Genomic DNA, 23,838 nt, shown 5'->3' with positions numbered 1-23,838 from the left:
TCTTATGCGATGATCGCGGCAAGCGAAAGGCCATCCGCACAGCAAGGCGAGATGGCCCAAGACAAGACGGTGGAAGGAAGTCCATGGAAACGACCGAGACCTCCCCCAAACCCCGTAAAAAGCCCGCCGCCAAGGCGGACGCCGGGACGACCGCCGCCAAGGCCAAGAGCAAGGCCGCTCCTAAGGTTCCGCCGAAGGCCGATCAGCAGCCGCCCCCCAGCGCGCCCGTCTCCGAATCGACGGCCTCCGGCGGCCTGCCCGGTTTCGAATCCTTCCTTTCGCCGGACCAGCGCCAGATGCTGGAGACATTGTCGGCCAACCTGGCCCGCGCCGCCGTCACCGCCCAGGGCGCGATCGCCGAGGCCGCCCTGCGCCAAGCCGACCGCCCCGCCGCCCTCAGTCCCGATCCTTTCCACGTCGGCCCCGCCTTCAACGAAGTCATGACCAGCCTGGCCGCCCAGCCCGATCGGCTGCTGCGGGCCCAGGCCGACCTGTTCAGCCGCTACATGGACCTGTGGCAGTCCGCCGCCCGCAAGATGACCGGCGAACCGACCCAGCCGGTGGTCTCCCCCGCCCAGGGCGACAAGCGGTTCAGCGACCCCGACTGGGCGTCCAACCCGATGTTCGACATGATGAAGCAGAGCTACCTGCTGTCGTCGAACTGGCTGAACGACCTGGTCTCGCAGGCGCAGGGCGTCGATCCGACCGTCAAGCGCCGGGTCGAGTTCTTCACCAAGATGCTGACCGACGCCTTTTCGCCGTCGAACTTCCTGATCTCCAACCCGGCCGCCCTGCGCGAGATCATGCAGAGCAAGGGCGAGAGCCTGGTGCGCGGCATGGAGAACTTCGCCGCCGACCTGGAGCGCGGCGGCGGCCAGCTGGCGATCAGCCAGACGGACCTGGCCAAGTTCAAGGTCGGCGAGAATGTCGCCACCGCGCCAGGCAAGGTCGTCTACCAGAACGATGTCCTGCAACTGCTGCAGTTTTCCCCCACCACCGAGACGGTGCACGAGATCCCGCTGCTGATCTTCCCGCCGTGGATCAACAAGTTCTACATCCTGGATCTGCGGCCCGAGAACTCGATGATCCGCTGGCTGACCGGGCAAGGCTTCACAGTGTTCGTCGCCTCGTGGGTCAATCCCGACAGCCGCCAGGCCGGCAAGACCTTCGAGGACTACATGTTCGAGGGGATCTATGACGCGACCCAGCAGGTCATGACCCAGACCGGCGTCAACAAGGTCAACACCGTCGGCTACTGCATCGGCGGTACGCTGCTGTCCTGCGCCCTCGCCCACATGGCCGCCAAGGGCGACACGCGGATCAATTCCGCCACCTTCTTCGCCGCCCAGCAGGACTTCTCCGAGGCCGGCGACTTGCTGCTGTTCACCGACGAGAGCTGGATCAAGACCATCGAGGAGCAGATCGACCGCCAGGGCGGCTACCTGCCCAGCCAGTCGATGGCCGACACCTTCAACAGCCTGCGCGGCAACGACCTGATCTGGTCGTTCTTCATCAACAACTACCTGATGGGCAAGGAACCGCGGCCGTTCGACCTGCTGTTCTGGAACGCCGACCAGACGCGCATGCCCAAGGCCCTGCACCTTTTCTACCTGCGCAATTTCTACAAGGACAACGCCCTGACCCAGGGCCATTTGACCCTCGGCGGCGAGGTCCTTGACCTGTCGAAGGTCAAGATCCCGATCTACGTGCAGTCGTCCAAGGACGACCACATCGCGCCCTATCGCAGCGTCTATCGCGGCGCGCGGGCGTTCGGCGGACCGGTGACCTTCACCATGGCCGGCTCGGGCCACATCGCAGGGGTGATCAACCCCCCGGACGCCAACAAGTACCAGCACTGGACCAACGAGCATCTGCCCGGCTCGGTCGAGGGCTGGCGGGCCGGCGCTGTCGAGCATCCCGGCTCGTGGTGGCCGCACTGGGCAGCCTGGCTGAAAGCCAAGTCGGGCAAGCAGGTTCCGGCCCGCGATCCCGCCAAGGGCGCCCTCAAACCGATCGAGGACGCTCCGGGCAGCTATGTGCGGGTGCGGTCGGACGCGCCGGCCTGAGGCCGGCCACGCCGCCGACCTACGTTCGCCCAAAACTCGCCCGGATTCTGGTGGAGCTTCCCCGGCATGGGACCCAACCGCCGGACCGCACTAGGGATGTTGGTCGCGACGCCGATCTTCGGCGCCGGCGGAGCCTTCGCGCGCCCGGCGCCGAGCGGCGAGCGCCTGGCCCAGGCCGCGAGAGAGCAGGTCGGGGTCACCAAGGCCTACGATCCCAGCTACCGCGCCATCCCCTACCCCAACGGCGACGTGCTGCGCTCTACCGGGGTCTGCGCCGACGTGCTGGTGCGCGCCGCCCGCGACGCCTGGCGGGCCGATCTGCAGCAGTTGGTCCACGAGGACATGACCCGCGACTTCGACGCCTACCCGTCGCGGCGCGCCTGGGGGCTGAAGGGGCCCGACTCCAACATCGACCATCGCCGGGTGCTGAACCTGGAGACCTATCTGATCCGTCAGCGCGCTCGGCTGGCCGTCGCGCCGCCCAAGACCGCCGGTGATCGCTTCGACGACCCGATCCCCGGCGACATCCTGACCTGGCGGGTCTGGGGCGGCCGTCCGCACATCGGCGTGGTCAGCCAAGGCCCCGACCACGTGCGCGTCGTCCATAATATCGGTTGGGGCGCCAAGGAGGAGCCGCTGTGGATGTTCAAGCTCCACACGGCGGTGGGGCATTATCGGTGGCGGGCTTGAGACGTCCGGGACGCGAGCCCTAGAGCCCCGAGCCTTCCTTCAGGCCCAGCATCAGGTTCAGGTTCTGGACCGCCGCGCCGGACGCGCCCTTGCCCAGGTTGTCGAGCAGGGCCACCAGGCGGACCTGGCCGCTGGTTTCCGAGCCGAACACGAACAGCTTCAGGCGGTTGGTGCCGTTCAGCCCTTCCGGGTCGAGGGTGCGCAAGCTCTTGGCCTCGTGCAGCGAGGCCACCTCGACAAAAGCTTCTCGGGCATAGTGGTCGGCCAGGACCTGGTGGATTTCGGTTATCGAGACGCTGCCGTTCAGCATGCCCAGATGCAGGGGCAGCTCGACCAGCATGCCCTGGGCGTAGCGGCCCACGGCCGGGGTGAAGATCGGCCGGGTCAGCAGGCCGCCGTGCGACTGGATCTCGGGCAGGTGCTTGTGGTTCAGGCCCGTGGCGTAGATCCGGTACGGGACCGTGGTGTAGTGCGGCGAGGTCTTGTCCTCGAATTCGGCGATCATCGCCTTGCCGCCGCCGCTATAGCCCGACACGGCGTTGAACGAGATCGGCAAGTCGGCGGCGATGATGTCGGCGCTGACCAGCGGCCGGACCAACGCGATGGCGCCGGTGGCGTAGCAACCGGGATTCGACACCCGCGTCGACTTGGCGATCTTGCTGCGCTGCGCCCCGTCCAGCTCGGGAAAGCCGTAGGTCCAGCCGGCCGCGGTGCGGTGGGCGGTCGAGGCGTCTATCACCTTCACTTTCGGATCGTCGATCAGCGCCACGGCCTCCACGGCCGCGTCGTCGGGCAGGCACAGGATCACGGCGTCGGCGTCGTTCAGCATCGCCTTGCGGGCCTGCGGGTCCTTGCGCTTGTCCGGGTCGATCGAGACCAGCTGCAGATCGTTGCGGCCGACCAGGCGCTCACGGATCTGCAGCCCGGTGGTGCCGGCTTCGCCGTCGATGAAGACCTTGGGGGCCATGCGCCCTCCCGTAACCCGAACCTTGAGGAGCGGACGATCTATCCTACTCCGATGGGGAGTGAAACGGGTCTTTAGGCCTCGCCGGGACGGTTTATGACGCGAGGGCGGGCTAAGGGACGGCTTGCCCCTCCAGAACCATCTCGGCGATGGCGCGAGACAGCTTCCGCGTTCCCTCCCCGCGTGCGTCCAGATGGTCGGTGTCAACGAAGAATGAGTCCTCGTAGGCCTCGTCGTCGTAGGCGTTGAGGATCTTGATCGGCTTGGTCCAGGGGAACAGGTCCACCACCTCGATCAGCTCACGGAAGATGGTGCTGGAGCGGGTGTTGAGGGCGTTCCGATAGGTCGAGGTCACTGGCGGAATGACGACGGTGACGCCGTGGCCCAGGCGATTGGCCAGGCCGAGAATCTTCAGAAGGTAGTAGTCCGCCCCGGACTCGTAGTTGTGCTTGATGTGCGACAGCAGGCGGCTCTGGAACTCCGAGGCCTCGACCGCGCCCTTGTAGCTGGGCATGAAACCGGCATAGCCGTCCAGCTTGGCGGCCTCCTCGATGAGGGTGGCGGCCATGCCTTTGTGCAACTGTTGGGTCAGGGCCTCGGTCAGCTGGGTCAGGCGTTCGGACTGGTATTCGACATCCAGATCGAACAGGGCGCTGAACAACGGACCGATGTCGCCCTCCTTGGGGCTGCGCTCCAGCATGCTGCCGGGCGAGAACACCGAATAGAACAGCACCAGGTTCTTCAGGTTCGGGCTGGCCATGATGGTCCGCTGATACAGCGAATAGCAGTGCTTCAGGTCCAGCGACCGGTAGCAGAGATTGAACGAGTTCGGGACAAAGGCCGGGTCGAAGGCGTAGTCGCCGTGCGACGAGCCCAGGACGATGGTCTCCAGCGTGTCGCACGCCTGTTCGAACATGGCGCGCTTGGCGCCCAGCAGAAGGAGCGACTCCCTGACGACCTGACTGACTTCCATGACGCCCTCGACATCCGCTGCGAGATGGAAGCGCGTCAACAAGCGTGACTGCAGCCATCGATAAGGCCGCACGGTACCGTCAGATTCGGGGTTTCAGGCAAAAAAAGAGGCCGCGGAAACCGCGGCCTCTTTCTTCGGTGCTGAAAACGCTTAGCGCTTCGAGAACTGGAAGCTGCGGCGGGCCTTGGCCTTGCCGTACTTCTTACGCTCGACGACGCGGCTGTCGCGGGTCAGGAAGCCGTGCGGCTTCAGCAAGGTGCGCAGGCCGGGCTCGTAGTAGGTCAGGGCCTTGGACAGGCCGTGACGCACGGCGCCGGCTTGGCCCGACAGGCCCGAGCCTTCCACGGTGACGACGACGTCGAACTGGCCCAGGCGGTCGGTGACCTCCAGGGGCTGGGCGATCATCATGCGCAGCACGGGGCGGGCGAAATAGACTTCCTGGTCGCGACCGTTGATCGTGATCGAGCCCTTGCCCGGCTTGATCCAGACGCGGGCGATCGCGTTCTTGCGCTTGCCGGTCGCGTAGGCGCGGCCTTGGGCGTCGATCTTGGGTTCGGCGGGAGCGGCAGCTTCCGGGTTGCTGGACAGGCTGGCCAGCGCGTCAAAGCCTTGAGCTTCAGACATGACTTAGGCGCTCCGGGTGTTCTTGGCGTTGCGCGAAGCGAAATCGATCACTTCAGGGCTCTGCGCTTGGTGCGGGTGCTCACCGTTGTTGTAGATGAGCAGGTGGGTCAGTTGCTTGCGGGCCAAGGGGCTTTCCTTGGGCAGCATGCGCTCGACGGCCTTTTCCAGGACGCGTTCCGGGAAGCGGCCTTCCAGCAGCTTGCGCGGGGTGGTCGACTTGACGCCGCCCGGGTGACCGGTGTGGCGATAGTAGATCTTGTCGTCCATCTTCTTGCCGGTGAACTTCACCTTGTCGGCGTTGATGACGACGACGAAGTCGCCGCAGTCAACGTGCGGGGTGTAGTCGGGACGATGCTTGCCGCGAAGACGCATGGCGATGAACGTCGCCAGACGACCGACAACGGCGTCCTGGGCGTCGACCACGATCCACTTCTTCTCGACCTCGGCGGGCTTCAGGGAAGCCGTGGTCTTTTGCATGGGATTGATCCGTATTCCTTGTGCGTCGGGGGCCAAGGAAAGGCTCCGTCTGCGTGAGGGGCGGCAGGTACAGGAGCGTTCGCGGCCTGTCAACAATGCGTAAGCAAGAAACTCCGCAAACCCTTACAGGATAAGGGATTTCGTGATGCGGTATCATTATACCGTATCAGGTGCTTTCTCCTCACCCGTGAACGGGGGAGGAGGAAAACCCTCTACTTCGCCGCCGCGTCGAACCCGTAGGCGTGACGCATGACCTGGTAGAGGAAGCTCTCCTCGACCACCCCATGCACCAGATAGGCGCCGGGCCCGTCGGCGAACACGCCCACATCCTCGCCCGAGTGGGCCGAGCTGCCCAGGAAGGCCGTGGCGTTCTGGTGGTAATCGACGTCGTCGGTGTCTTCCTTGGCGGGATCGGCGCGCAGGTTGGAGCCTTCCGGACCGCCGGGGCCGGTGGCGAAACTCAGCACGGTGTAGGGCTTGCCGTCGCCGGCCACGATCGGATCGCCCTCATTGCCCGCCAGGCCCAGGATCGGGGAGTTGCGGGCCGCGTAGCCCGAGATCACCAGGCCATGGCTGTGGTCGGCGGTGACGATGATCAGGGTCTCGTTGAGGTCCACCTTGTCGAGCACGGCCTGCACCGCCTTGGAGAACTCGACCGTCTCGGTCAGGGTCCGCTTGGCGTTGTTCAGGTGGCTGCCCATGTCGATCTTGCCGCCCTCGACCAGCAGGAAATAGCCCTTGGGGTTTTGCGACAGCAGGTCGACGGCCTTGGTCGCCATGGCCGCCAGGGTCGGCACGCCCTGCCCCAACACCGGCCGCTCGACCTCGTAGGGCAGGTGTTCGTTGGCGAACAGGCCCAGCACAGGACCCGTCTTGGCCGGATCCAGCGCCGCCAGTTGGGCGTCGGTGGTCACATAGGCGGCGTTGGGAGCCTTCAGCCACTCGGCGGTCAGGTCGCGGCCGTCTGCGCGCTTGCCGTCCTTGTCCCCGGGCAGGAAGCGCGAACGCCCGCCCCCCAGCGCCACGTCCAGCCGCAAACCCGTCGGGGCCTCGACCAACTGGCGAGCGATGTCCTTGCAGCCCGCGGCCAGGGCGTCGGTCGGCATGTCGCCGTCGCCCTCCCAGTCGCGATAGGCGGTATGAGCGTAGGTCCCGGCCGGGGTGGCGTGGGTGATGCGGGTGGTGGTGACCGCGCCCGCCGACAGCCCGTGGGCCTTGGCCAGTTCGGCGATGGTTTCGACCCGGGTCCCAGCTTCGGCGGCGCAGCTTTCCGGCTTGGCCGCGCCGCTCAGGCCGATGACCTTGTTGCGGGTCTTCACGCCAGTGGTGATGGCGGTGATGCCCGCGGCGCTGTCGGTCACCTGGGTGTCGTGGCTGTAGGTCTTGGACAGCGCCGTCCAGGGCAGTTTCTCGAACGACAGCGAATTGCCCTCACCATCGACGCCTCGCTGCTGGCCTTCGTATATGCGGCTGGCGACCACGGTGGAGATGCCCATGCCGTCGCCCAGGAACAGGATGACGTTCTTGGCCTTGCCGGTTCGCGGATTGAACGCCAGGGCCTTGGCCAGGGCCGCCTGGCCAGCCTGATAGTAGGCGTCGCCAGGGGCGGTGTTGACGACGGGGGCCGGCTTCTGGGCGGGCTTGGGCGCGGCGTGGGCCGAAGCGGCGGACAGGGTGACGAGGGCGGCGGCAAGGAACAGGGAGGCGCGGGTCACGGGAAGCTCCAGCAAGGACGTCGGACGTCCTGTGCTGGCGTTTCGTGACAGTTCTTTGAGCGGTCGCCGCAAAAGCCCTGTGTCCTTCGAGGCTCGCCCGCGGCTCGAAGGACGAAAGGCGTTTTAGGGCCTTCTGACCCGCCAGGCGAAGGCCGTCGCCGTGGCCAGCAGGATCGCCGCCCCGGCCTGGTGCAGCACGCCCAGGACCAGCGGCACGCTCGCCATCAGGGTCCAGATCCCGAGCCCCGCCTGCAGGCAGACCACGCCGACCAGCACGAAGGCCGTCACCTTGGCCTCGTCCGGCAAGCGTCGTGACCGGGTCGCGGCCACGCCGATGACGATGGCGGCCACGAACAGGGCGTAGGCCATCAGCCGGTGGTGAAGTTGCACCGCGCCCTGGCTGTGGGCGAGCGTGCCCCAGAAGCCATGGCCGGCGTATTCGGCCGGGATCAGCGCGCCGTTCATCAGCGGCCAGTCGTTGTAGACCAGGCCCGCGTCGTTGCCGGCCACCAGGGCGCCCAGCAGGCTCTGGAAGAACACCGCGCCCAGGAACGCCAGGGCCCAGCCGCGCCAGTCGGTGCGCTCCTCGATGCGCGGCGAACCGGACCAGGCGTCCAGGGCGGTCCACACCAGGGCGACGAACAGGATCAGGGCCAGGCCCAGGTGGATCATCAGGCGTTCGGGGGCCACCGAGACCCGCTCGGACAGGCCGCTGGACACCATCCACCAGCCGACCAGCCCCTGCAGGCCGCCCAGGCCAAACAGCACGGCGCAGCGCCAGATCAGGCGGCGCGGGATCATCCGGCGGACCAGGAAGAACACGAAGGGGATGGCGAACGCCGCCCCGACCAGCCGGCCCAGCAAGCGGTGCGCCCATTCCCACCAGAAGATGCCCTTATAGGCCTCCAGCGTCATGCCGGCGTTCACCAGCCTGTATTGCGGGATTTTCTTGTAGAGCTCGAAGTTGGCGCGCCAGGCTTCGTCCGACATCGGCGGCAGCGCGCCCATGATCGGCTTCCACTGGGTGATCGACAGGCCCGAGTCGGTCAGGCGCGTCGCGCCCCCGACCACCACCATGCCAAACACCAGCAAGGCCACGACGAACAGCCAGACGGCTACGGGACTTGAACGATCGGAACGCAAGAAGGACGTCATGACAGCCGGAAAGAACGTCAGTTGAGGGCGTGAATAAGGCGAGGCCCTGCCCTACGCCCGATGCGCCCCTTCGTCCATGGTCCCATGACGCCTGGAACGCGGCGTGCGATGATGCGCGGGTGCTGGAGGTTGGAGCGTATCGATGAGTGGCGTTGGCGTGTTCGTGGCCGTGGTCATCGGCATCCTGGCCGGCTGGGTGGCCGACCTGGTGCTGCTCCGCCACCATGCGCTGTTCACCAAGCTCTTGATCGGTGTCGTCGGTTCGTTCATCGGAACCTTCGTCGCCCAGCGACTGGGCCTGCACTTCGACGGCTTCCTCGGCAGTCTGCTGGTTTCCAGCGCGGGCGCGATCTTCTTCCTGGCCGTCCTCGGCATTGTTTCGAGCATCTTTCGGAGACCCGCTTGAGCGCTCCCCTCATTCCCGCCCGCCAAATTCCCGCAAGAGTGCGCAAGCTTATCGGCGGGATCGGCATCCTGGTGTTCCTGGCCGCCTGGATCTGGGCCTTCACCAGCCTCTACGACGTCCTGCCCATGAACCGCGCCGTGCACCTGATCTACTTCGTGGTCGCGGGCATGGGCTGGGGTTTGCCGCTGATGCCGCTGATGTCGTGGATGGGCAAGGCGGACAAGCCGGTCGGGCGCTGAAGCCAAAACGAAAAAGGCCGCCCCGGAGGGCGGCCTTTCCATTCTTCCGGTCTCATTCTCCACAAGGGAGGAATGGTCGGAGCGACAGGATTCGAACCTGCGACCCCTTGACCCCCAGTCAAGTGCGCTACCAGGCTGCGCCACGCTCCGATCCGGAAGGAGCGCCCTTATAGGTGCGGGTCTTGCCGGGGGCAATGGGATTTCTCGGTGAATTCCGGGGGATTTGAAGCCGGCTTCAGAGCCCGCGCAAAAGCCCGTCCAGCCGGGCTTTGACAACTTGCAGGTCGTCCAGCGCAATGACCAATCGGTCCCGCGCCTCCTTGCCCAGTTCGCCCCGCGGAAACGAATCGGCCGCCGAGGCGTCGGTCAGCCCCCCCAGCGCGGCCGAGCCGTTGTCGCCAAGGCCGGCCGCGATCACGTGGGTCAGGCCCTGTTCGCGGTGCAGCTTCTGCACGCCCTTGATGGTGTAGCCCTCGGCGTGCAGCAGGGCGCGCACGCCGCTCAGCACGGCGATGTCCTGCGGGCGGTAGAACCGCCGCCCGCCGGCCCGCTTCATCGGGCGAATGAACGAGAACTTGGTTTCCCAGAAGCGCAGGACGTGCTGCGGCACGCCCAGCTCCTCGGCGGCTTCTGAAATCGTGCGGAAGGCGTTGGGCCCCTTCGCCACCGCATGATTTCCCTTAGCCGCCCAAGGCGCGATCGATTCGCGCCTTCATGACTTGCGAGGCCCGGAAACCGATCACCCGGCGGGGCTCGATCTCGGCGGGCTCCCCGGTCTTGGGATTGCGGCCCATGCGGGCCCGCTTGTCGCGAACCTGAAAGACGCCGAAACCGGAAAGCTTGACCGTCTCACCCTGTTCCAGCGCCTCGGCGACCAGATCCAGGGTGCGTTCGACCAGGCCCGCGCAGTCCTGGCGGGTCAGACCGACTTCTTCGTGGACCGCCTCGCAGAGATCGGCCCGGGTCAATGTCGCGCCTTTCATGACGCCCCCTTACGCTTGATTGACAAACCTAAAGCGCCCGCGTCCGACAAGGCGGAGCCCCGTGTTTCTGCAACGCGCTCTCATCAACTCAAGCCTGCATGCCGTGATTATCGCATGGAGTCAAAGGCTGAGCGCCAAGACTTGAGACGATAGCGCAAGCTAGCGGTCCAAAAAGCCAAGCTTGGCCTTAAAGTCGCAGAACGCAGGCGCCCCAGGTCAGCCCGCCGCCCATCGCCTCGAGCAGCAGCAGCTGGCCCGGCTTGATCCGGCCGTCGGCTACGCCCTGGGCGAGGGCCAGGGGGATCGAGGCGGCCGAGGTGTTGGCGTGCAGGGCGACGGTCGAGATCACCTTGTCCTCGTCGATGCCCACCCGATGGGCGACACCGGCCAGGATCCGTTGGTTGGCCTGGTGCGGGATGAACCAGTCGACCTCGGGGATCGTCACATGCGCGGCCTCGGCGGCGGCGTGGATCGCCTCGGAAATGTTGATCACCGCGTGCTTGAACACCTGATTGCCCAGCATGCGCAGCTTACCGACCGTGCCCGTGGTCGACGGACCGCCGTCGACATAGAGCAGCTCCTGCTTGGTGCCGTCCGCGCGCAGGGCGAAACCGAGCACGCCCTGGTCGGCCGTGGTCCCCTGCCCTTCGCGCGGCTCCAGCACCACGGCGCCGGCGCCGTCGCCGAACAGCACGCAGGTGCCGCGGTCGGTCCAGTCCATCAGCCGGGTCATGGTCTCGGCCCCGATCACCAGGGCGCACTTGGCGTGGCCGCGGGCCACGAAGCCGTCAGCGACGCTGAGCGCATAGACGAAGCCCGAGCAGACGGCCTGGATATCGAAGGCGATGCCGACCGGCGCGCCCAGCTTGCGCTGGACGATGGTGGCGACAGCCGGAAAGGTCATGTCCGGCGTGGTGGTGGCCACGATGATCAGGTCGACGTCGGCAGCGGTCTTGCCGGCCCGCTCCAGCGCCTGCTGGGCGGCGCGGAAGGCCAGGTCCGAGACCGGCTGGTCGTCGGCCACCATGTGGCGCTGGCGAATGCCCGTGCGCTCGACGATCCAGGCGTCGCTGGTGTCGACGGTCTGGGCCAACTGGTCGTTGGTGACGATGTTGTCCGGTAGATAGGCCCCGACGCCGGTGACGGCGCTACGAATTACGCTCACTCGGAAGCTCCCTGGCCCTCGGCGCCCGACGCGCCCCCATTGCTGGGAATGGCCGTTTCATCTGCACCGGATGCAAGGCCGGTTTCGGTCAGGCGTTTCAGATTGCGGTCGATCTCGGCTGAGAAGTCGCTGCGGGCCAGATCGACCGCCACGCGGATGGCCGAGGCGTAGCCGACAGCGTCCGCCCCGCCGTGGCTCTTGACCACGATGCCGTTGAGGCCCAGCAGCGGGCCGCCGTTGACCCGGCCAGGATCCAGACGCCGGCGCATCTTCAACAGCGCGCCCGAGGCGATCAAGGCCCCCAGCATGGCCAGCGGGCCGGAGGTCAGGGTCGACTTGATCTCGGCCGCGAAGAACCGGGCCAGGCCCTCGGCGGTCTTCAGGGCCACATTGCCGGTGAAGCCGTCGGTGACGACCACATCGACGGTGCCCTTGGCGATGTCGGTGCCCTCGACGAAGCCGCGATAATCGAAGTCCAGCTTGGTTTCCTTGAGGATGGCGTGCGCCTCGCGCACCTCCTCATGGCCCTTCTGGTCCTCGGACCCGACATTGAGCAGGCCCACGGTCGGGCGCTCCGAACCATGCACCGCGTGGTGGAAGGCCGCGCCCATGATCGCGAATTCGATCAGCTGCTTGGCGTCGCTTTCGACATTGGCGCCGACGTCTAGCACGGCCGAGACGCCGCGCATCGTCGGCCAGCTGGCCACGATCGCCGGCCGCTCCAGATTGGCGCCCATGCGCAGGATCAGCTTGGAGATCGCCATCAGGGCGCCGGTGTTGCCGGCCGAGACGCAGGCGGCGGCTTCACCGGCCCGGATGGCCTCGACCGCGTTCCACAGGCTGGTGCCCTTGCCCCGACGCATGGCCTGGGCGGGCTTTTCCTCCATCGAAATGGCCTTGTCGGTGTGGCGCACCTCGCTGACGGCGCGGGCGGCGGGGGACTTGGCCAACTGAGCGTTCAGCTGGACCTCGTCGCCATGCAGCAGGAAGCGGACGTCGGGAAGGCTCTTGGCGGCGAGCGCCACGGCGGGAACGATCACGGACGGACCGTGATCCCCGCCCATGGCGTCGATCGAAATGACTACAAGTTGAGGCACGAGGCGCTAACGGCTCCTGTAGCGGCGCACCGCCCATTCAAGGGTGATGGCAAGGCGGCGGGACGATACAGCCGCAAGAATATCACGCAAGCGCGAGGACTCCGCCATTTCAGGCCCCTTCCCCTCCGGCGTCGGGGTCGTTCTTCAGCTTTTTCAGGGCGGCGAAGGGAGAAAGGTCCACTGGCTCTGGCGGCGGCTGAAACACCGCGCCCGGCTTGCGGGGGAACGGATCCAGCTCCAAGGCCAGGTGCTCGATCACATAGGCGGAGACGTCGATGGTTTCGCCCTCGAGCACGTCGGGCGGATCGTCGCCCTCGGGATCCAGGCCCAACTCGCCGCCGGCGTCATCGTCTGGAGGCGCGTATTCGCTGTCGGCCGGCAGGACGTGGACGCTGAACCGCGATTCGATCGGCTCTTCGAACTCGTCGGCCGAGACGCTGCACACCTGGGTCACCCGGGCCCGGATCAGGCCCGAAACCTCTGCGCCGTCCATCCAGGGCCGCAGGAAGACCTCGGCGGTCAGCGATTCCAGCGAAACCAGGCCCAGGGTCTTGGCGATCTCCCGAAGCGCGGGTTCTTCCAGTTCGAATCGCAGATCAACGCCGCCGCGGCTCACCCGGCCCAGGGTGACCGTGCTGGGCCAGGAATCGATCACGCCTTCGGCCATTGGGCCTCTCCTTGAAGCAGGGTCTCGAGCGGCAAAGCCGCCAGTCGGTCGCGCGCGGCCACCACATAGTCGGTCAAGGCCGCCAAGTCGCCCTCGCCTCGCTCCTCGAAGGCGGTTCGGGCCAGGGCGGCGCTGAGCACGGCGCGGTCGGGCAAGGCGCCGGCCGCCTCGTCGAACGCCTTGAGGCGGCCATAGGCGGCGCCGACCAGCTTCTTCATCTTCTTGCCGACGGCGGTGTCGGAGACCCCGATCTCGCGGAAAGCGTCGTCCAGGCCGTGCGTGTAGGCGTTGAAAGTCTCCTGCGAGACCTCGGCCGCCGACTCACCCTGCCCCTTCAGCCGCTCCAGCAGCAGCGCCACGTGCAGGGTGAAAAGCTCGAACCGGCCCTCCATCGTGTCGTTCACGCCCATCTGGGCATAGAAGACCGGCGAACGGGCCTGCGCCGCCGCCGAGGCATAGAGCTTGCCCCCTGCCGTCTTGGCGGGCCTGGGTTTGAACAGCCGGTTCAGAAACATCACTTCGCCTCGATTTCGCCGCGACGCCGAACTAGTTAGCCGTTCAATCCACGCGGACCATTGAACTAAGCCCGCGCGGGCGATAGGTCAAAGTCAGCCTGTTTAGGTTCCGGAGCCTCAATGTTTCGTCCTGCCGTTCTCGCCGCCGCCGTCATCGGCCTCGCCGCCGTCGCCGGAGGCTGTACGCCGCTGACGAGCTATTCGGGCTTCCAGGCCATCGAAGCCAAGCCCGCCGAGATGAAGATCGGCGAGGACAGCAAGTCGACTGTGACCGAAAAGCTCGGCTCGCCTTCGGCCACGTCGACCTTCGATCAGAACGCCTGGTACTATATCTCGCAGACCACCGACCGGGTGGCCTTCTACAGGCCGCGCGTGATCAAGCGCGACGTGGTGGCGATCACCTTCAATCCCGCCGACGAAAAGGTCGCCTCGGTCGCCACCTACACGCTGAAGGACGGCAAGGTCATCGCTTACAATGGCCACGAGACCCCGACCCGCGGTCGCGAAATGACCATCCTCGAGCAGCTTCTGGGCAACGTCGGCCGCGGCGGAATGCTGCCGCAGGACGACGAGAGCCCCGGCAACCGCCCGCAGGATCGGCGCTAGGCCTTCCCCAAGGTAGAGTTCGGCCCAGCACAATCCCTTTAAGCGCAAGCGGCTGAAACTCCGCGACAAATTGCCTCGTCGTCAACGGTTTCTAAACGACGAGTCCCGCAATCTCCGGAGTAAGGCTGCGGCAGCGTATCGCGACGCCGCGACTTTTCCGGGGGGATGACCTTGAGCGCGCCCGATCTGCGTCCTTTGACGGTGCTCATCGTCGACGACAACGCGCCGATGCGCGAGATCATCGGAACGATCCTGAAATCGCTGGGCATCCGAAAGATCCTGGAGGCCAACGACGGCGTCGAAGCGCTGAAGATCTTCACCGAGCGCGAAATCGACATCGTCTTCACCGACTTGATGATGCAGCCGGTCGACGGCCTGGCGTTCATTCGCTGGGTGCGCACCTCGCCGGCCAGCAGCAATCCCTACGTCCCGATCATCATGATCACCGGCCACGCCACCCGCGCCAGCCTCGACGAAGCGATCATGGCCGGGGTCACCGAATTCCTGGCCAAGCCCCTGAACGCACGCGGCGTGCTGCATCGGGTCAATGAAGTCATCAACAACCCGCGCGAATTCGTCCGCGTCGGGGCCTATTTCGGCCCATGCCGCCGCCGCAAGATCGATCACGACTACATCGGCCAGGAGCGGCGCGGCGTCGTCGAGACCGCCGCCACGAAAGTCTTCACCGACGCCAACGGCCAGGTCGATCCCGAGCCGATGCTGGATCCGGAAGACATCTACTGATCCACGCGGCCATCAGCCGCCTGCGAACGGCCAGAACAGGACGATCAGGCTGGGCGCCACGACCAGTATCAACACGGTGAGCGGCGCGCCCAGCCGGGCGTAGTCGCCGAACCGGTAGCCGCCCGGCCCCAGCACCAGTGTGTTGCACTGGTGGCCCACCGGCGTAAGAAAGTCGCACCCGGCTCCCACCGCCACCGCCATCAGGAACGGGTCGGGGCTCAGCCCCAGGTGCTTGGCCAGGCCCAGGCCGATCGGGGCGACGATCAGCACCGTGGCGGCGTTGTTCAGGAACGGCGTGGCCGCCATGGCCACCGCCATCATGGCGGTCAGGGTCAGCAGCGGCGGCAGGCCGTGGAACGCGCCCGATAGCCATCCAGCGATCAGGTCGGTGCCGCCGCTGGCCTGCACCGTGTCGCTGACCGGGATCAGGGCGGCCACCAGCACCAGCACCGGGGCGTCCAGCGCCGCATAGGCCTCGCGCATCCGAAGGGCGCCGGTGGCGACCACCAGGACGGCGGCGGCGAAGAAACCTCCAGCCACCGGCAGCACCCCAAAAGCCACCAGCAGCATGGCGACGGCGAGGATAGCGGTCGGCAGCAGGGCGTGGCGAATGCCTCCTAGCCGCACCTCTCGCTCGGCCAGCGGCAGGCAACCCAGCGCCTGCAAGGCCGTGGGCAGCTTCTGTTCAGCGCCCTGCAGCACCAGAATGTCCCCCGCCTTCATCCGCACCGTGGCCAGACGGCCGACCATGCGATAGCCCGCGCGGCTGACGCCGAGCAGGTTGACGCCATAGGTGTCGTTCAGCGCCAGGCTCTTGGCCGTGTGACCGATCAGATCGGACTCCGCGCCGATCACCGCCTCGACCACCCGCACCTCGTCGGTGGGCTCCTCCATCACGACGGGGCGGTCGGCGTCGGTCAGCTTCAGCTTGGCCTTGACGATCAGCTCGTTCAGCTCCTGCTGCTGGCCCTCCAGCAGCAGGACATCACCCGGCAACAGCTTGCGGTTGGGGTGCGGCGAAGCGATCCGCCGACGCCCCCGCAACAGGGCCACCACCGCCACCGCCTCGCCCGCCGCCCTGCGCAGGTCGGCGACCCGCGACTGCTCGAAGCTCCAGCCTTTGGGAACCTCGACCTCGGTGACATAGGCGTTGGCCGCCAGGGCGGCGTCGATGTCTATGGCCGCCGTGCGACCCTTGGGCAGCAGGCGATAGGCGAACGACAGGTACAGGATCGCCAATACGGCCAGGGTCCCGCCCACGGGCATGAAGTCGAACATCGCGAAGGGCTGGCCCAAGGCCTCCTGCCGCACTTCCGAGACGATGATATTGGGCGAGGTGCCGACCAGCACGGCCAGGCCGCCGACCAGCGAGCCGAACGACATCGGCATCAGCAGGCGTCCCGCCGGCACGCCGGTGGTGCGGGCGATGCGCAGGGCCGAGGGCATCATCAGCGCCAGGGCCCCGACGTTCTTGGTGACCATCGACAGCAGCGTCGTGACTGCCGACAGCACGGGAACCTGGGTGCGCTCGTCCTTCAGGTGCGGCAGCAGCGGGGCCATCAGGGTGTCGACCAGGCCGGACCGCGAGATCGCGGCGCTCAGCACCAGGGCGCTGGCGATGATCACCACGATGTCGTTGGAAAAGCCGTCGAAGGCCGACTTGATCGGGATCAGCCCCGACACCACGCCGACAGCCAGGGCGCCCAGGGCGACGAGATCATAGCGCCAGCGTCCCCAAATGAAGCAAAGCACCGTCGCGCCGATCAGACCGAAGGACAGTTCTTGCTGCAATGTCACGTGTCGTCGCCCGTCCCTTGGCCACAAGCCTGGCCCGGTCAGACAACGGTCGCGGCGAGGTTCTGTTCATCCGCGACGGCGCCACATGAACGCACGACAACGACAGGCTCCGGGAACGTTCAGCCAGGGTGGCGCTTTATGGCCTCCATCGGACGCGTCGGGCGCCCGACAGAACATCGTCGGAGACTAATCATGAAGCGCACTCTTCTCGCCCTGGCCGCCCTGGCGTCCGTCGCCGCCGCCCCCCTGACCGCTCAGGCCGCCCCGTGGCAGCCGATCAACCAGCGCCAGGCCAGCCTCGATCACCGCATCGACATGGGCGTCCGCAACGGCTCCCTGACCCGCTCGGAGGCCATGCGCCTGCGCGGCGAATTCCGGTCGATCAGCCGTCTGGAAACCAGCTATCGCCGGTCGAACGGCCTGTCGATGCGGGAGCGCGCCGACCTGGACGCCCGCTTCGATCGCCTGAGCCGCCAGATCAAGTGGGAGCGCCGCGATCGCGACGACCGTCACGACCGCAACGACCGTTACGACGGCCGCCACGACGGTCGCCGCAGCTAAGCCGCTCGATCCTGCCCAATGAAAACGCCCCGGAGGGAAACCTCCGGGGCGTCGTCATGTCAGGGTCTTGAAGTTCGATCAGACGCCGTGGGCCAGAACCGCCAGCAGCAGCAGAGCCACGATGTTGGTGATCTTGATCATCGGGTTCACGGCGGGACCCGACGTGTCCTTGTAAGGGTCGCCGACGGTGTCGCCGGTGACGGCGGCCTTGTGGGTGTCGCCGCCCTTCGTATGCAGGACGCCGTCCTTGTCGGTGAAACCTTCTTCGATCACCTTCTTGGCGTTGTCCCAGGCGCCGCCGCCGCTGGTCATCGAGATGGCGACGAACAGGCCGGTGACGATCACGCCCATCAGCATGGCGCCGAGCGCGGCGAACGCGTCGACCTTGCCGGCGATGGCCTGGATCACGAAGAACAGCACCACCGGCGAAACCACCGGCAGCAGCGACGGCACGATCATCTCGCGGATCGCCGCCTTGGTCAGGATGTCCACGGCTTTGCCGTACTCAGGCTTGACCTGATAGGTCATGATGCCCGGGTTCTCGCGGAACTGACGACGCACCTCGGCCACGACCGCCTCGGCCGCCCGACCCACGGCCGTCATCGACATGCCGCCGAACAGGAAGGGCAGCAGCCCCCCGAACAGCAGGCCGACCACGACATAGGGGTTGGACAGGTCGAAGGTCACCGGACCCATGCCTTCGAAGAAGCTGCCGGGCTCGGCATGGGCCGAGAAGAACTTCAGGTCTTCGGTATAGGCGGCGAACAGCACCAGGGCGCCCAGGCCGGCCGAACCGATGGCGTAGCCCTTGGTGACGGCCTTGGTGGTGTTGCCCACGGCGTCCAGGGCGTCGGTGGTGACGCGGACTTCCGGCGGCAGGCCGGCCATTTCGGCGATGCCGCCGGCGTTGTCGGTGACCGGACCAAAGGCGTCCAAGGCGACGATGAAGCCGGCCAGGGACAGCATGGTGGTGGTGGCGATGGCGATGCCGAACAGGCCCGCCAGGTTATACGTCACCAGGATGCCGACGATGATGGTCAGGGCCGGCAGGGCCGTGGACTCCAGCGACATGGCCAGACCCTGGATCACGTTGGTGCCGTGACCCGAGACGCTGGCCTGGGCCACCGACTTGACCGGGCGGAAGTTGGTGCCGGTGTAGTATTCGGTGATCACCACGATCGCGGCGGTCACGGCCAGGCCGGCCAGGCCGCAGAAGAACAGGGCGTTGGCGTCGAAGCTGCGGTCGCCCACCGTGACGGCGGTCGGCACCAGCTGGTGGATCACATAATAGACCGCCGGGATCGACAGCACGCCCGTGACGATCAGCCCCTGATAGAGGGCCCCCATGATGTTCTGCTTCTTGCCCAGGCGCACGGCGAACGAGCCGATGATCGAGGTGACGATGCAGACCGCGCAGATGGCCAGCGGCAGCAGCATCATCGACGACACGGCTTCCGTGCCGCGGAAGAAGATCGCCGCCAGGACCATGGTGGCGACCGTGGTCACCGCGTAGGTCTCGAACAGGTCGGCGGCCATGCCGGCGCAGTCGCCGACATTGTCGCCCACGTTGTCGGCGATGGTCGCGGCGTTGCGCGGGTCATCTTCCGGAATGCCGGCCTCGACCTTGCCCACCAGATCGCCGCCCACGTCGGCGCCCTTGGTGAAGATGCCGCCGCCCAGACGGGCGAAGATCGAGATCAGGCTGGCGCCGAAACCCAGCGAGACCAGCGAATCGACCACCACGCGGTCGGTGCCCGCATGGCCCGTCTTCAGCAGCACGGCGAAGTAGCCGGCCACGCCGATCAGGGCGAAGCCCGCCACCAGCATGCCGGTCACGGCGCCGGAGGTGAAGGCCATCGACAGACCCTTGGCCAGGCTCTCGGACGAAGCCTGGGCGGTGCGGACGTTGGCGCGCACCGAGATCAGCATGCCCGCGAAGCCGGCCGCGCCCGACAGGATCGCGCCCAGGGCGAAGCCGACCGGCTGCTCCCACGACTTGAAGAAGAAGGTCAGCAGGGCGATGACCACCACCCCGACGATGGCGATCGTCGTATATTGGCGGTTCAGATAGGCCTGGGCCCCTTCCTGGATCGCCGCGGCGATCTCCTGCATCTTCGCATTGCCGGGCGAAGCCCGCATCAGAGACGCCGTCTGCACGGCGCCGTACAGCACCGCCAGCAGTCCGGCCCCTATGGCCACGTAAAGCCAAGAACTCATGGGTAAGTCGCCCTCTTTCGCGTTCAAATCACGAGAGGGTCGCCGCCTCGACAGGACTACGATCAGAAAAGACCGCCCCCGGCCGCACGCGACGGGCGGGCCTATGGCCTCATTCCCCCTCGATGCTCCCTGATGGCGTCATGACGACGCCAAGGGCAGGACAGTGCCAAATGACCGGCGGGTGTCAACCGATTGCGGGAATGGCGTTCACTTAGGCCTGAACCGAGATCGCAGGCCTGGCCTGCCTAGGGGACGAGATTGGGGTCGCCTTCGGGCTCGCGGGGCGGCGCCGGCTTGGCCTTGGCGTCGGGCTTGGGCGGCGGCGCGACGAAGTTGCGCGGCGTCTGCTTGACCACCGTCACCAGCGCCACCTTGCCCGGCCCGATCAGGCCGTTGGTCTCGCGCAGGACCGCGGCCTTCAGGCGGGCCTCGTCGAGGGCGACATAGCTGTCGGGGCGCACGAACGGCTTGCTGTGGGCCTGGCGAACGATGGCGTCGCGAAGGTGCGGCTCCTTGTCGTCAAAGACCGTGGTCGACACCTCGGGCTTCAAGGTGATGGTCATCTGCACGAAGACGTAGTTGATCAGCTTGCCGCCGACGATGACCGGCAGGACCATCGACTGCAGCTTGATCACCGGATCGGGCGCTTCCTCCTCGCCTTCCTTGCCGCCCTTCTTCTCTTTCTTAGCCGAGTTGGCGAAGGCCGGCGTCGCCAGCAGAGCCAGCGAAGCGGTCAGCAGGACGCGGCGGGAGGTGAGCAACGGACGGGTCATGTCCATTGGTTTAGCCGGGAAGGCTTGAGGTTTTGCTACTGGCCTCAGCCGTGCAGCCAGCCCAGCCGTTCAGGCGTAATGTCCTTGCCCTTGAACAGGGCGCAAATCCCCTCGCCTTCCACGAACTCGCCGATGTCGCGCACGGGGACGCCGGCGGCCATGGCGGCGGCTTGGAAGGCGGCCACGTCGGTGGGATCGACGGCGCAGACGATCTCGTAGTCGTCGCCGCCTGAAGCCAGCGACATCCGCGCCTCGCCGGCTTCCGGCTGAGCGCCCAGCCAATGACGGGCGCCGGGCGACAGCGGCAGGCGGTCCAGATCGACCTTGACCCGCAGGCCGCTGGCCTTGGCCACGTGAGCCGCGTCGGCCAGCAGGCCGTCGGAAACGTCAGCGGCCGCACGGGCATAGGCGCGCAGGGCGTCGCGGATGGCCAGGCGCGGCGGCGGCAGGCGATAGCGGCGCACCAGGCCGCCGTCGGGATCCTCGACCTCGCCCCAGTGGGCCAGAAGGCCCAGCCAGCCGTCGCCGATGGTGCCGGAGACCATCAGCCGATCGCCGACGCGCGCGCCCTTGCGCAGCACGGCGTCGCCGCTGGGCACCCAGCCCAGGAGCGTGGCCGAGACCACCATAGGGCCCGAGGTGGCGACCGTGTCGCCGCCCAGCAGGCTGATGTCGTAAAGCTCGCCGTCCTCGGCCAGGCCCCTCGCGAAAGTCTCGCGGTCGGTCAGGGTGGTGCCCGAAGGCCAGCCCACCGCCAGGAAGTAGCCGTAAGGAACCGCGCCCTTGCCAGCCAGGTCGGAGAGATTGGTGCGCAGCAGCCGCTTGGCCACCACGTCCAGATCCTCGCCGGCCAGGAAGTGCACGCCGGCCACCATGGCGTCCTTGGTGATCACCAGGTCGTAACCGGGGCGCGAGGGCAGCACGGCCGCGTCGTCCAGCAAGGACAGCGCCGCCTGGTCGCCACGGGTCAACGGCCGCATCAACCGCTCGATCAGGCCGAACTCGTCGACAGGCGGCGCGGCGGCGGGCGTCGCGGCCTCGTCGAACCACGCGTCATCGACCGCCGGCGCTTGCGCCGTCGGTTCGTCGAACCAATCGTCGTCAGCTTCTGGCGTCACGCGCGATAGCGTCCAGGGCGCCGTTGATGAAACCGGATTCCGGTCCCTCGAAGAACGATTTGGCGATCTCGACATATTCGTCGATCACGACCTCTTTGGGCACGTCAGGCCTGTGCATCAGCTCATAGGCCCCCGAACGCAGGACCGCGCGGGCCGTGGCGTCCAGGCGCTCCAGCTTCCAGCCCGAGGCCAGGCGCTTGACGATGGCCTGGTCAATGCCGGCCTGATGGGCGACGACGCCCTTGGCCAGGTCGGCGAAAAAGGTCTCGTCGGCCTGGGCCAGGTGATCGCCGTCCGGCCCGTCGACGGCGCGGTCGAAGCGGTGCTCGGAAAACTCGCGGACCACCGCGTCGACGCCGACACCGGAGACTTCCATCTGGTAGAGGGCCTGGACGGCGGCCAGGCGGGCCACCGAACGCGGCTGGATGCGATCGCCGCGGCTCATCGCGCCTGTCCCGCGAGCTGACGCTTCAAGCCGACGATCTCCAGGCATTGCTGGGCGGCCTTGCCGCCGCGATCGCCTTCCGAGACCCGCGCCCGACTCCAGGCCTGGTCTTCCTCGTCGACTGTCAGCACGCCGTAGCCGATGGCCAGGCGCTTGCCGAACGACAGGTCGTTGAGCCCGCGCGCGGTCTCGTTGGCCATGATTTCGGAATGGTAGGTCTCACCCCGGATGATGACGCCCAGCGCCACGAACCCGTCATAGCGCACGCCGACGGGCCGGTTGCCGGCCTCCTCGGCCAAGGCGATCGCGGTCGGGATTTGCATCGCCTCGGACACGGTGATCACGTCGTACTCGGCGCCCTGGGCGTCGATCGCCTGCGCCGCGCCTTGCAGCAAGGCGTCGGAAAGCCCCGAATAGCGCCGGGCTTCCACGATCAGCAGGCGAATTTTGTCTTCCACCATAGTCCTTCGAATTCTCCTCGATAGGATCGGTCACTTCGCACCAAACGGCGCCGTGGCCAAATCGAATCGCAGTTCCAGCGGTCTCGCCGCCGAAACCAAATCATAGAATGCGCCTATAGCTCGTCTTCGGCGACGTCGCTCAGACCTTCCTGCCCTAGAAACTTTGCGAAATCGCTAGTTTCCCGGAAATCGCGATAGACCGAGGCGTAGCGGACATAGGCGACGTCATCGAGTGATTTTAGCGCCTTCATCACCATCTCGCCCACCGCCGAGGACGGCAGCTCGGTCTCGCCCTGGCTTTCCAGCTGGCGAACGATGCCGTTGACCATCCGCTCGACCCGCTCGGGATCGACCGGGCGCTTGCGGGTGGCGATCGAGATCGAGCGGACCAGCTTCTCGCGATCGAACGGCGAGCGCCGGCCCGAACGCTTGAGGATGGTCAGCTCGCGCAGCTGCACCCGCTCGAAGGTGGTGAAGCGGCCGCCGCACTCCGGACACAGCCGGCGACGACGGATCGCCGCCCCGTCTTCCGAAGGGCGGCTGTCCTTGACCTGGCTTTCCATGTGGCCGCAGAACGGGCAACGCATGATCTAGGGCCCTCCCGACCGCGACTGGCCTATTAGTTGTAGATCGGGAACCTAGCCGTCAAGGCCAGGACTTCCTCGCGCACCTTGGCCTCGACCTCGGCGTTGCCGTCAGGACCGTTGACCGCCAGCCCGTTGACGACCTCGCCGATCAATTGGCCCACGCGGGTGAACTCGGCCGCGCCGAAGCCGCGGGTGGTGCCGGCCGGCGTGCCCAGGCGGATGCCCGAGGTCACCGTGAACGGCGCGGTGTCGAAGGGCACGCCGTTCTTGTTGCAGGTCATGTGGGCGCGCTCGAGGCTGTGCTCGGCGTCGCGGCCCGTCACGCCCTTGGGCCGCAGGTCGACCAGCATCAGATGGCTGTCGGTGCCGCCCGAGACGATGTTGACGCCTTGAGCCTGCAGCGCCTCGGACAGCGCCCGGGCGTTGTCGATCACCTGTTGGGCATAGGCCTTGAACGCCGGCTGCAACGCTTCGCCGAAGGCCACGGCCTTGGCGGCGATCACGTGTTCCAGCGGACCGCCCTGCAGGCCGGGGAACACCGCCGAATTGACCTTCTTGATGATGGTTTCGTCATTGGTCAGCACCATGCCGCCGCGCGGCCCGCGCAGGGTCTTGTGGGTGGTGGTGGTGACCACGTGGGCGTGGGGAATGGGGCTGGGATAGGCCCCGCCGGCCACCAGGCCGGCGAAGTGGGCCATGTCGACCATCAGATAGGCGCCGATGCTGTCGGCGATCTGGCGGAACTTGGCGAAGTCGATCACCCGGCTATAGGCGCTGCCGCCGGCGATGATCA

27 protein-coding genes and 1 tRNA gene are annotated in these 23,838 nt (G+C 66.9%); 7 read left to right on the top strand and 21 right to left on the bottom strand.

The window, feature by feature from the left end; translation table 11 throughout:
- Positions 1-83 precede the first annotated feature (83 nt).
- Positions 84-2,066 (top strand): class I poly(R)-hydroxyalkanoic acid synthase, encoded by a 1,983-nt coding sequence (locus tag WAL33_RS21060; RefSeq protein ID WP_422183932.1) that lies wholly within the window; start codon positions 84-86, stop codon positions 2,064-2,066.
- A gap of 96 nt (positions 2,067-2,162) precedes the next feature.
- Entirely contained in the window at positions 2,163-2,756 is a 594-nt protein-coding gene (locus WAL33_RS21055) for a DUF1287 domain-containing protein (protein ID WP_422183930.1), read from the top strand.
- A gap of 19 nt (positions 2,757-2,775) precedes the next feature.
- On the opposite strand, the gene argC is transcribed toward WAL33_RS21055, so the two are convergent.
- The 6 genes from argC to WAL33_RS21025 all read right to left on the bottom strand — a co-directional run bounded on the left by argC (position 2,776) and on the right by WAL33_RS21025 (position 8,664).
- The gene (gene argC / locus WAL33_RS21050) at positions 2,776-3,723 is read right to left on the bottom strand and encodes an N-acetyl-gamma-glutamyl-phosphate reductase (RefSeq protein WP_422183928.1); all 948 of its coding nucleotides are present in this window, start codon (positions 3,721-3,723) and stop codon (positions 2,776-2,778) included.
- Positions 3,724-3,832: 109 nt separating this feature from the next.
- A complete protein-coding gene (locus WAL33_RS21045; protein ID WP_422183926.1) occupies positions 3,833-4,693 on the bottom strand; it encodes a hypothetical protein in 861 nt (286 codons plus the stop codon).
- A gap of 150 nt (positions 4,694-4,843) precedes the next feature.
- A complete protein-coding gene (gene rpsI / locus WAL33_RS21040; protein ID WP_035079299.1) occupies positions 4,844-5,317 on the bottom strand; it encodes a 30S ribosomal protein S9 in 474 nt (157 codons plus the stop codon).
- Between the two features lie 3 nt (positions 5,318-5,320).
- Positions 5,321-5,794: a 50S ribosomal protein L13 gene (rplM, locus tag WAL33_RS21035; protein WP_422183925.1), complete on the bottom strand. Its 474-nt coding sequence runs from the start codon at positions 5,792-5,794 to the stop codon at positions 5,321-5,323.
- Between the two features lie 212 nt (positions 5,795-6,006).
- On the bottom strand, positions 6,007-7,509 hold the full coding sequence (locus tag WAL33_RS21030) for an alkaline phosphatase (RefSeq protein WP_422183923.1): 1,503 nt from the start codon (positions 7,507-7,509) through the stop codon (positions 6,007-6,009).
- Between the two features lie 123 nt (positions 7,510-7,632).
- A complete protein-coding gene (locus tag WAL33_RS21025; RefSeq protein ID WP_422183922.1) occupies positions 7,633-8,664 on the bottom strand; it encodes a COX15/CtaA family protein in 1,032 nt (343 codons plus the stop codon).
- A gap of 142 nt (positions 8,665-8,806) precedes the next feature.
- Here WAL33_RS21025 and WAL33_RS21020 point away from each other — a divergent pair, with 142 nt between their 5' ends.
- Both WAL33_RS21020 and WAL33_RS21015 read left to right on the top strand, forming a co-directional pair.
- Positions 8,807-9,070, top strand: coding sequence for a GlsB/YeaQ/YmgE family stress response membrane protein (locus WAL33_RS21020; RefSeq protein WP_422183921.1), 264 nt, complete (start codon positions 8,807-8,809; stop codon positions 9,068-9,070).
- Positions 9,067-9,309: a DUF2842 domain-containing protein gene (locus tag WAL33_RS21015; protein WP_422183920.1), complete on the top strand. Its 243-nt coding sequence runs from the start codon at positions 9,067-9,069 to the stop codon at positions 9,307-9,309. The genes WAL33_RS21020 and WAL33_RS21015 overlap by 4 nt, the downstream gene beginning before the upstream one ends.
- A gap of 73 nt (positions 9,310-9,382) precedes the next feature.
- On the opposite strand, the gene WAL33_RS21010 is transcribed toward WAL33_RS21015, so the two are convergent.
- The 7 genes from WAL33_RS21010 to WAL33_RS20980 all read right to left on the bottom strand — a co-directional run bounded on the left by WAL33_RS21010 (position 9,383) and on the right by WAL33_RS20980 (position 13,736).
- A tRNA-Pro gene (locus WAL33_RS21010) sits at positions 9,383-9,459 on the bottom strand.
- An 85-nt stretch (positions 9,460-9,544) separates the two neighbouring features.
- A complete protein-coding gene (locus WAL33_RS21005; RefSeq protein ID WP_422183918.1) occupies positions 9,545-9,976 on the bottom strand; it encodes a MerR family transcriptional regulator in 432 nt (143 codons plus the stop codon).
- Positions 9,977-9,989: 13 nt separating this feature from the next.
- Positions 9,990-10,292: an integration host factor subunit alpha gene (locus tag WAL33_RS21000; RefSeq protein ID WP_029915189.1), complete on the bottom strand. Its 303-nt coding sequence runs from the start codon at positions 10,290-10,292 to the stop codon at positions 9,990-9,992.
- A gap of 187 nt (positions 10,293-10,479) precedes the next feature.
- Complete coding sequence (locus tag WAL33_RS20995; RefSeq protein WP_422183916.1) at positions 10,480-11,457, bottom strand: beta-ketoacyl-ACP synthase III; 978 nt, start codon at positions 11,455-11,457, stop codon at positions 10,480-10,482.
- Positions 11,454-12,554: a phosphate acyltransferase PlsX gene (gene plsX / locus WAL33_RS20990; RefSeq protein WP_422183915.1), complete on the bottom strand. Its 1,101-nt coding sequence runs from the start codon at positions 12,552-12,554 to the stop codon at positions 11,454-11,456. The genes WAL33_RS20995 and plsX overlap by 4 nt, the downstream gene beginning before the upstream one ends.
- Positions 12,555-12,663: 109 nt before the next feature.
- On the bottom strand, positions 12,664-13,221 hold the full coding sequence (locus WAL33_RS20985) for a YceD family protein (protein WP_422183913.1): 558 nt from the start codon (positions 13,219-13,221) through the stop codon (positions 12,664-12,666).
- Positions 13,206-13,736, bottom strand: coding sequence for a ubiquinol-cytochrome C chaperone family protein (locus WAL33_RS20980; RefSeq protein WP_422183911.1), 531 nt, complete (start codon positions 13,734-13,736; stop codon positions 13,206-13,208). Before WAL33_RS20980 ends, WAL33_RS20985 begins: the two co-directional genes overlap by 16 nt.
- 120 nt (positions 13,737-13,856) lie before the next feature.
- On the opposite strand from WAL33_RS20980, the gene WAL33_RS20975 reads away from it, so the two are divergent.
- Entirely contained in the window at positions 13,857-14,342 is a 486-nt protein-coding gene (locus WAL33_RS20975) for an outer membrane protein assembly factor BamE (protein ID WP_422183909.1), read from the top strand.
- Between the two features lie 171 nt (positions 14,343-14,513).
- Positions 14,514-15,086 carry a response regulator gene (locus WAL33_RS20970; RefSeq protein WP_422183907.1) on the top strand — a complete coding sequence of 191 codons (573 nt, stop codon included), beginning with the start codon at positions 14,514-14,516 and terminating at the stop codon, positions 15,084-15,086.
- 12 nt (positions 15,087-15,098) lie between these two features.
- On the opposite strand, the gene WAL33_RS20965 is transcribed toward WAL33_RS20970, so the two are convergent.
- Positions 15,099-16,883, bottom strand: coding sequence for an SLC13 family permease (locus WAL33_RS20965; RefSeq protein ID WP_422183905.1), 1,785 nt, complete (start codon positions 16,881-16,883; stop codon positions 15,099-15,101).
- Positions 16,884-17,075: 192 nt separating this feature from the next.
- On the opposite strand from WAL33_RS20965, the gene WAL33_RS20960 reads away from it, so the two are divergent.
- Positions 17,076-17,444: a hypothetical protein gene (locus WAL33_RS20960; RefSeq protein WP_422183903.1), complete on the top strand. Its 369-nt coding sequence runs from the start codon at positions 17,076-17,078 to the stop codon at positions 17,442-17,444.
- 78 nt (positions 17,445-17,522) lie between these two features.
- On the opposite strand, the gene WAL33_RS20955 is transcribed toward WAL33_RS20960, so the two are convergent.
- From WAL33_RS20955 to WAL33_RS20925, 7 genes are all read right to left on the bottom strand, one after another.
- Positions 17,523-19,661, bottom strand: a complete 2,139-nt coding sequence (locus WAL33_RS20955; protein WP_422183901.1) for a sodium-translocating pyrophosphatase — start codon at positions 19,659-19,661, stop codon at positions 17,523-17,525.
- A gap of 245 nt (positions 19,662-19,906) precedes the next feature.
- Entirely contained in the window at positions 19,907-20,434 is a 528-nt protein-coding gene (locus WAL33_RS20950) for a hypothetical protein (protein WP_422183900.1), read from the bottom strand.
- A gap of 44 nt (positions 20,435-20,478) precedes the next feature.
- Entirely contained in the window at positions 20,479-21,627 is a 1,149-nt protein-coding gene (thiL, locus tag WAL33_RS20945; protein WP_422183898.1) for a thiamine-phosphate kinase, read from the bottom strand.
- A complete protein-coding gene (gene nusB / locus WAL33_RS20940) occupies positions 21,536-21,997 on the bottom strand; it encodes a transcription antitermination factor NusB (protein WP_422183896.1) in 462 nt (153 codons plus the stop codon). The genes thiL and nusB overlap by 92 nt, the downstream gene beginning before the upstream one ends.
- Positions 21,994-22,458 (bottom strand): 6,7-dimethyl-8-ribityllumazine synthase, encoded by a 465-nt coding sequence (locus tag WAL33_RS20935; RefSeq protein WP_422183894.1) that lies wholly within the window; start codon positions 22,456-22,458, stop codon positions 21,994-21,996. The genes nusB and WAL33_RS20935 overlap by 4 nt, the downstream gene beginning before the upstream one ends.
- Before the next feature lie 113 nt (positions 22,459-22,571).
- Complete coding sequence (gene nrdR, locus WAL33_RS20930; protein WP_056444757.1) at positions 22,572-23,045, bottom strand: transcriptional regulator NrdR; 474 nt, start codon at positions 23,043-23,045, stop codon at positions 22,572-22,574.
- A gap of 32 nt (positions 23,046-23,077) precedes the next feature.
- On the bottom strand, positions 23,078-23,838 hold a 761-nt coding region (locus WAL33_RS20925; protein WP_422183891.1), incomplete at its 5' end, for a serine hydroxymethyltransferase.

It is taken from the genome of Caulobacter sp., assembly GCF_049283275.1.
Lineage (GTDB): Bacteria > Pseudomonadota > Alphaproteobacteria > Caulobacterales > Caulobacteraceae > Caulobacter.
This window is presented reverse-complemented; position numbering and strand designations above follow the sequence as displayed.